Here is a 7,733-nt window from a genome sequence, read left to right as displayed (position 1 = left end):
TAGGGGTCTCAAGCTCCCCCTAACGGCCACCGAGAAAACCTTCACCAGCTAAGTATTTTTACTCAAGTCTCTGGAGGGGGACAGCTTATGTGACAGTTGAGGGTGCGGAATGTGGGTTTCCAGATTATCGCCCGCAGCAAACCAATCTTGAGCGAGAAATCGAGGGATGTATTCATTGATGGATCAGGGTTTTTTGCTATTGCAGTAGATATGTTTGGGGTCAGTTGAGATAGACAAAAATAGTCAAAGTATTTATAATGGAAGATTGGACTAAAATTTTCTGTGATTTGCCCATGTTATTGTCTGGCGCCACCGGTAGCGAACAGTTTTTAGGTAGTGAAGCGATCGCCACTTACGCCACAGCTAAGGCCGTAATCCTGCCGATTCCCTACGAGGCCACCACCACCTATCGCAAGGGTTGTGAAACCGGGCCGGCGGCGGTGATTACCGCTTCCCAACAATTGGAAGCCTATGACGAGGAACTTAAGAGGGAAACCTGTTTAGAAGTGGGCATCTATACCCATGATGCGATCGCCGATACCCGTCAGCAACCGCAATTGTCCGCCGAGGAGATGTTAGCCGTCACCACAGCTACAGTTTCTCGTTTAATTGCCGATGATAAGTTTGTCGTCGCCGTCGGGGGTGAACACGCTATCACTACGGGAGTAGTACAAGCTTACCGACAAGCTTTATCGGAACCTTTTACGGTGGTTCAAATTGATGCCCATGGCGATATGCGTTTTGAGTACGAAGGATCGCACCATAACCACGCCTGTGTGATGCGTCGGGTGTTAGAAATGGGTTTACCGACTTTACCCGTGGGAATTCGGGCTATTTGTCGAGAAGAAGCGGAATTAATCGCTAAACAGCAGATTCCCGTAATTTGGGATCGAGATATCGCCAGGGATGCGGAGTTATGCTGCTTTCGCCAACACAACCTTCAGGAGCCTCCAACTTCAATCACTTCTCCTGGAGAGACTTTATCTAATACGCTACAGGCATCTGGCATTAGGGGAAGTAAGTCAGAAAGTTTGTTGCTGGTTGCTACAAGAACAATAACTGCCACTCCAGTTTGCTGTAAATTTTGCTGATAACGCAAATTTTGATCTGTAGTGAGGAGAATCGTGAAACCCTCCTGACTCATCAGCCTCAGCAACTCACCGTTCTTTTTCCCTGACCATCCCATCTCAACAACTGTGCATACCTCGTAATCGGCAAGCTCACGCTTTAACGGGCGTGGGGCGCATTCATCAAGCAGGATTCGCATAGGCTGTCAACATTTCCTTTGCTAATTCAAGGGCTGAGATCGCCTGTTCTCGACTGACACTGGGAAAATGGTCTAGAAATACCTCTAATGAATCACCAGCCTCAAGATAATCAAGTAGGGTTCTCATCGGCACACGAGTTCCTACAAAAACAGGGGTTCCCCCTAGAATGTCGGGATCACTGTGAACAACACGGGATATTAATTCCATAACAAATATATCCAACTGGCTACTAGCTTTTATAGTCATTGTATCCTAAAGTCATTTAAACTAAACTTAGTTTGTAGATTTGGTTTTTTAAGAGCATGGAAACTGTAAACATTCATCAGGCTAAAACAAACCTTTCTCGGCTATTGTCCCGTGTGGAACTCGGAGAGGAAATCGTTATTTCAAACCGAGGTATTCCAATTGCTAAACTTGTTCCATTTCGGACATCTTTAGATCGACGGTCTAGTTTAGGACAAGATCGAGGGATGTTTACCGTACCAGATGATTTTAATGCTCCTTTACCAGAAGATATTTTGGTAGCATTTGAGGGTGGTGCGGAGTGAGACTTTTACTGGATACACAATGCTGGCTGTGGTGGTTTGCCCAACCAGACAAGTTAAGTGAGAATGTAATTGAACAAATTGCAAACGAAAGCAATGAAGTGTGGTTTTCTGTTGCCAGTGTTTGGGAGATGGGAATTAAAGTCTCAATCGGTAAATTACCACTGCCAGAGCAAATAGATAATTATGTCTCTACTCGAATGACTCAACTAGGAGCTAGATCGTTAGAGATCAATGCTTCTCATGCTTTGCGGGCGGCTGCATTGCCTTTACATCATCGTGATCCTTTTGACCGAATGCTGATTGCACAAGCTCAGGTAGAAGATATGATACTGGGAGCATCTCACCTTTGCAATGAGATTCTTGTTTTAATTCTCCATGTACGCAGTCTTTAAAAGCCTCTATTTCGTTCCAAGACACGATTAAGAGTGGCTTTTAGGCTAAGTATAATTACTTATTGCGTAAGTGAGATGCTCCCTATGATACTTGTGAGTGCGGATTCAACATTTAATCAATATGAAGTGTCTTTGCTTTGGGCAGCTAGTTCTTAGTCATAAACACAGAATTTCAGCTGCCTTCTAGATATTCGTCAACCAAATTCTGTGTAGTTGCAATCATTAACTCGCACATTTTTCCAACTAATTGACTGTCATTTCTGGAAGACTCCAAAGTGACTTGACACTGACCTGCACAAGAGCCTTCAATTTCACAGCCTTTGCAGAAATCGTTCTTACAGCTTCAATCAATAGGCATGGTGCGTTCCCCAAAAATCGATCGCTGGAGCGGTAGAAGTTGCCTTAGGGAACGCACCCTACAAGATCGGCGATCGCACTAGATCTATAAACTTCGTCCATGGATTCTGCTCCGTCCATAAGCAGTCTTCCACCCCTGCCATCATAAACAAGACCAAAGGCAGATGCGGTTACATTTTTTACAAATACCTCTCCAGGTTTACCAACGGCCTTAACATTTTTTTCACACTTAATGGGACTGAGACCATCAACAAACATATCTCCGACACAAGCCGGATTCTTTCCAATGCTAGTTTGGGTTAAAGCACCACTAATTGATGCTATTGAACTAACTTGTCCTGTTTTTTCTACTGTTCGTTTATTAATGCTTACTAGACTATTACTTTGAGATTCATCCTTATCACAGATTCCATTTACACACGCAATCAACAACCTGGCTGATTTAATTGTTGTAAAATCTTCTGGCTGTAAAGGTCTTCCAACAGGTGCAACAATACCCCAAAGTTTTAAAATACCATCTAATATTACAGAAATCTTATCAAAGTCATTTACAATACCTACAGATTGAAGTGTTGAACTAGAACTTGATACTGTAGCAGACAGTACAGGAGTTTTTTGACAAAGAAGTGATATGGAAAAACTGAAAACACATAAACCCGATTTCAATAGAGAACTTTTAACTCTGTTCATTTTCATTATTTTTGCTTAAGCTAAGGTTTCTAAGAGCTTATGACATTAAAGATTAACTTTCAAGCACTAAAAAGTAAGATAAAGTCGTATAAAGTACCTAAATTTACATTCTGTGCTATAATGTCAAGCAATTATGACTTAATCCCATAGTTAAACCAATGCCATGAACAATTTTGATATTCACTCTTTAATTACAACTGTTGATAATCTCATCTTCTCCTATACAGGAGAGAATTTAGATGATGTTCAGTCTGAAATCTTAGAAGGGGTGATTAACCATCAAAAATACACAGAAATCGCTAAAAGTCATCATCGTTCCGAGAAATATGTCAAGGATGTAGCCGGTAAGCTATGGAAAACCTTATCGGAAATTTTAGGAGAAGAAGTTAATAAAGCTAATCTCAGGTCTAGTCTGCGAAGATATTATTATAATGTCGCTAACAATAATGTCGTTAACGGTGTCCAAATTAATAAAGGTCATATCTGTAATCAACTACCAGAAAACCAATTACAAAAATCTAATCTTGCTGAAAAATATAAACTCGAAATCGCTACAGAATTGATGAAAGAAGGCTTAACCGTAGAACAAATTGCTAGAGTATTAAAACTTCCCTTAGAATTAGTTAAAGAGCAACTTAAAAAACCTAAGTAACCTAATTAATGGTGGTATTTGGCACTGGCAGAGCATTTCTAAGTTCAATAATAATTTCTATTTTAATAAACTTCATCATGAGAGCCAATATCAACGAGACAACCATTAAGGTTACAATGAAGGAATCAGATTTCAGGAAATAGCCATGAAACGAGATGAGGTACTAACAATTCTCGCAAAACACCGAGAACAATTAGAAAAACTAGGGGTAAAATCTCTGTCTCTATTTGGTTCAGTAGCAAGGGATGAAGCACGTTTTGACAGTGATGTAGATTTATTGGTAGAATTTAGTAAAGCGGTAGGGTTATTTGAGTTTATCGAGGTACGACTTTACTTAGAAGATATATTAGGATGTTCTGTTGATTTAGGTACTCAAGATTCTTTAAAAGAACATTTACGACAACCTGTATTAAAGGATGTGATTAATGCCTTTTAGAGATTGGCAACTTCGTCTTCAAGATATTATTGAATCCATTGATGAAATCTTGGAATGGACGGCTAATATGACCTTTGAAGATTTTAGCTCAAATCGAGTGACTCTTAAAGCAGTTCTTTATAATTTAGGAATTATTGGTGAGGCATCTAGAAATATTCCTAGTGAGATACAATTGCGTTATTCTCAAATTACTTGGCGTTTAATGGGAGATATGCGAAATGTCATTTTTCATGAATATTTTCGGGTAGAATTGGCAATTGCTTGGCGGACGATTGAAAATAATCTAACTCCATTGCGTTCACAATTACAGGAAATTTTAGAAAATGAAGCCGAAAATTAATCTATAAAATTCCCCCTCAACTTATTCAATTAAGGGGGAATGAGTTATATAAAAAAAGCAATTTAACTGACGTTCTTGACAAAAGGCCATAACCTGTGCCTTGGAAGGAATTAAGAGAATTTCTGATGCCCTCTTCCCTGGTAGAAATCAAGGAAACCCCCCATAAATCTAACTCGGTTTCAGCAAATATGCTCGCTCCCTGTCCATTGAGAAATATTACAATAAACACGGGTACACCAAGAAAAGTTAAGGGATGTATCTATTGATAGATAAGGGGTTTTGGCTATTGTAGTATATATGTCTGGGGTCAGTTGAGATAGACAAAAATAGTCAAAATATTTATAATAGAAGATTGGACTAAAATTTTCTGTGACTTGCCCATGTTATTGTCTTGCGCCACCGGTAGCGAACAATTTTTAGGGAGTGAAGCGATCGCATCTTACGCCACAGCTAAGGCCGTGATCCTGCCGATTCCCTACGAGGCCACCACCACCTATCGCAAGGGTTGTGAAACTGGACCGGCGGCGGTGATTACCGCTTCCCAACAATTGGAAGCCTATGATGAGGAACTTAAGAGGGAAACCTGTTTAGAAGTGGGCATCTATACCCATGATGCGATCGCAGATACCCGTCAACAACCGCAATTGTCCGCCGAGGAGATGTTAGCCGTCACCACAGCTACAGTTTCGCGTTTAATTGCCGATGATAAATTTGTCGTCGCCGTCGGGGGTGAACACGCTATCACCACGGGAGTAGTACAAGCTTATCGACAGGCTTTATCTGACCCTTTTACGGTGGTTCAAATTGATGCCCATGGCGATATGCGTTTTGAGTACGAAGGATCGCACCATAACCACGCCTGTGTGATGCGTCGGGTGTTAGAAATGGGTTTACCGACCTTACCCGTGGGAATTCGGGCTATTTGTCGAGAAGAAGCGGAATTAATCGCTAAACAGCAGATTCCCGTGATTTGGGATCGAGATATCGCCGGTGATCCGAATTGGATCGAAAAAGCGATCGCCAAAATTACCACCGAGAAGGTATTTTTAACCCTAGACGTGGATGGCATTGATCCCGCTTTAATTCCGGGGGTGGGAACACCTGAACCGGGGGGGTTAAGTTGGCATCAAACCCTAGGCTTTCTCCGTCGTCTTTTCCAAACCCATCAAGTGATTGGCTGCGATGTGATGGAATTGGCCCCGATTAGTGATTCGGTGGTCTCGGAATTTACCACTGCCAAGTTAATTTATAAGTTAATTGGCTATCAATTTACTGTTTAGGGGCTTGCCTAATTAGGAGCAATCGTGTTATAATAACAATTCGTGCGGACGTATAGCTCAGTTGGTTAGAGTACATCGTTGACATCGATGGGGTCACTGGTTCGAATCCAGTTACGTCCATAAATTATCTGCCCTAGTCTTGGTCATAATCTTCATTTCTGATGATAGGATGAACGATCGAAGCTCTCCAGACAAATCCTATGACTAGCTTACTGCGCGACTTTTGGTATGTGGCCACACCGGCAAATAAACTGAAACCCGGTCAGCTAATGGCCAAAAAAATGCTAGGTGAACCGATTGTTGTTGGCAGGAGACAGGATGGAGAAGTGTTCGCATTGCGGGATATTTGCCCCCATCGTGGCATTCCGCTGCACCATGGCTGGATTGAAGGGGATGGGGTGTACTGTTGCTATCATGGCTGGAAATTTAATACTAGCGATGGAGTTTGTTCTGAAATCCCCTCATTAACGGAACGCGATCGCCTTGATATTAGCAGAATTTGTGTCACCAGTTATCCCTGTCGCGAAATACAAGGTCATATCTGGGTGTTTATTCCGGCAGACTCAAAAAGAGAAATTAATCGAGAAAATCTGCCCCCTGTGCCGACTATTGCCGATTTTGGCAAACTTACCCCCAAAATAGCCGAAACTATCACTTTTGACTGCAATATTGACCATGCAGTGGTGGGATTGATGGATCCGGCCCACGGTCCCTACGTTCATACTTCTTGGTGGTGGCGCAGCGGTCCACGCAAATTTCGGGTCAAAGAAAAACAATACGAACCTGTTCCCCTCGGTTTTCGTCTTGCTCCCTATGATATGCCCGTAAGTGCGAAACCCTATAAAATTTTGGGTAATAAAGTATCGATTGAAATTGTTTTTGAATTGCCCTCGGTGCGTACAGAAATACTACGAGGTGATCGGTATTTGGCCTGTGCTTTTACGGCAATTACTCCCATCGATGAAAATCACTGCGAAGTCCATCAAAGTTTATACTATACGATCCCTTGGTTGGCATTTTTAACCCCTCTTTTGCGTTATTTAACTCTACAATTCCTCAAACAGGATCGCGATGTGGTGATTAAACAACAGGAAGGACTTAGTTATCATCCAGCTTTGATGTTAATTGATGATGCCGATACCCAGGCCAAATGGTATTATCGCCTCAAGCAAGAATACGAAAAATCTCAAGCAGAAAAACGGAATTTTGTCAACCCCATTAAAGCACAAATTTTACGGTGGCGCAGTTAGAATTTGATCATTTTATGACTGGACTTCCCCTTTGACAAAAGGTGATAACCTCTGCTTTAGGAGGGATTAAGAGAATTTCTGATGTCCTCTTACTGGGTACAAATCGGGGAAACCTTTCATAAATCTAAGGCTTTCTCTAAGTCTAATCATTGTCCTAAACTATGGCCACAAGTCTCGCCATTAAATCCTCTTGCTGTGGCTAATTTTGATAATATCATCGGGTAATTTTGAGAGGTTGCCAAGGGTTCTTTTTTTGACTTGATCTCCTTTTTAGCAAATAAGTACCTAGGCAAAATTAATTACACATATCTAACCCCGCTCTTGCCTCTTGCCTCTTGCCTCTTGCCTATCTTCACTAGGAAATTAATTTTGCACGACTACTTATGATCCATCCCTGTCTATGGTTCTTCGTTACTTGGTATGGTTCGATCAGGGGGCAGAAATCGGCTAAATCCTTATCTGGCAAGGGACTTAATTGATTAGCTCGTTCTAGATTGAAAACAATTGGCAAAAATCGAAG

The 7,733-nt window shown here is 41.6% G+C and carries 11 protein-coding genes, 1 tRNA gene and 1 pseudogene; 10 read left to right on the top strand and 3 right to left on the bottom strand.

What is annotated here, in order from left to right:
• Positions 1-293 precede the first annotated feature (293 nt).
• Positions 294-908, top strand: a pseudogene (gene speB / locus EWV68_RS12745) (agmatinase); the annotation flags it as partial.
• 32 nt (positions 909-940) lie between these two features.
• On the opposite strand, the gene EWV68_RS12740 reads toward speB (EWV68_RS12745), so the two are convergent.
• Entirely contained in the window at positions 941-1,267 is a 327-nt protein-coding gene (locus EWV68_RS12740; RefSeq protein ID WP_002757286.1) for a DUF5615 family PIN-like protein, read from the bottom strand.
• Entirely contained in the window at positions 1,251-1,514 is a 264-nt protein-coding gene (locus tag EWV68_RS12735; protein WP_287169991.1) for a DUF433 domain-containing protein, read from the bottom strand. Before EWV68_RS12735 ends, EWV68_RS12740 begins: the two co-directional genes overlap by 17 nt.
• A gap of 56 nt (positions 1,515-1,570) precedes the next feature.
• On the opposite strand from EWV68_RS12735, the gene EWV68_RS12730 reads away from it, so the two are divergent.
• Positions 1,571-1,816, top strand: a complete 246-nt coding sequence (locus EWV68_RS12730; protein WP_008201147.1) for a type II toxin-antitoxin system Phd/YefM family antitoxin — start codon at positions 1,571-1,573, stop codon at positions 1,814-1,816.
• Positions 1,813-2,208 carry a type II toxin-antitoxin system VapC family toxin gene (locus EWV68_RS12725; RefSeq protein ID WP_287169990.1) on the top strand — a complete coding sequence of 132 codons (396 nt, stop codon included), beginning with the start codon at positions 1,813-1,815 and terminating at the stop codon, positions 2,206-2,208. The genes EWV68_RS12730 and EWV68_RS12725 overlap by 4 nt, the downstream gene beginning before the upstream one ends.
• 402 nt (positions 2,209-2,610) lie before the next feature.
• On the opposite strand, the gene EWV68_RS12720 is transcribed toward EWV68_RS12725, so the two are convergent.
• Complete coding sequence (locus EWV68_RS12720) at positions 2,611-3,261, bottom strand: PEP-CTERM sorting domain-containing protein (RefSeq protein ID WP_287169989.1); 651 nt, start codon at positions 3,259-3,261, stop codon at positions 2,611-2,613.
• A 157-nt stretch (positions 3,262-3,418) separates the two neighbouring features.
• Here EWV68_RS12720 and EWV68_RS12715 point away from each other — a divergent pair, with 157 nt between their 5' ends.
• From EWV68_RS12715 to EWV68_RS12685, 7 genes are all read left to right on the top strand, one after another.
• Entirely contained in the window at positions 3,419-3,907 is a 489-nt protein-coding gene (locus EWV68_RS12715) for a helix-turn-helix domain-containing protein (RefSeq protein ID WP_061430712.1), read from the top strand.
• 145 nt (positions 3,908-4,052) lie between these two features.
• Positions 4,053-4,343, top strand: coding sequence for a nucleotidyltransferase family protein (locus tag EWV68_RS12710; RefSeq protein WP_002757283.1), 291 nt, complete (start codon positions 4,053-4,055; stop codon positions 4,341-4,343).
• Positions 4,333-4,683 (top strand): HepT-like ribonuclease domain-containing protein, encoded by a 351-nt coding sequence (locus EWV68_RS12705; protein ID WP_287169988.1) that lies wholly within the window; start codon positions 4,333-4,335, stop codon positions 4,681-4,683. Before EWV68_RS12710 ends, EWV68_RS12705 begins: the two co-directional genes overlap by 11 nt.
• Before the next feature lie 380 nt (positions 4,684-5,063).
• A complete protein-coding gene (gene speB, locus EWV68_RS12700) occupies positions 5,064-5,963 on the top strand; it encodes an agmatinase (protein WP_287169986.1) in 900 nt (299 codons plus the stop codon).
• A 46-nt stretch (positions 5,964-6,009) separates the two neighbouring features.
• Positions 6,010-6,083, top strand: a tRNA-Val gene (locus tag EWV68_RS12695).
• 80 nt (positions 6,084-6,163) lie between these two features.
• Entirely contained in the window at positions 6,164-7,213 is a 1,050-nt protein-coding gene (locus EWV68_RS12690) for a Rieske 2Fe-2S domain-containing protein (protein ID WP_287169984.1), read from the top strand.
• 81 nt (positions 7,214-7,294) lie between these two features.
• Positions 7,295-7,438, top strand: coding sequence for a hypothetical protein (locus EWV68_RS12685; protein ID WP_287169983.1), 144 nt, complete (start codon positions 7,295-7,297; stop codon positions 7,436-7,438).
• Positions 7,439-7,733: the final 295 nt, after the last annotated feature.

Source organism: Microcystis sp. M_QC_C_20170808_M9Col (assembly GCF_007095495.1).
Classification (GTDB): Bacteria; Cyanobacteriota; Cyanobacteriia; order Cyanobacteriales; family Microcystaceae; genus Microcystis; species Microcystis aeruginosa.
Note: the sequence above shows the minus strand (reverse complement) of the source record. Positions and strands in the feature narration are given on the sequence as shown.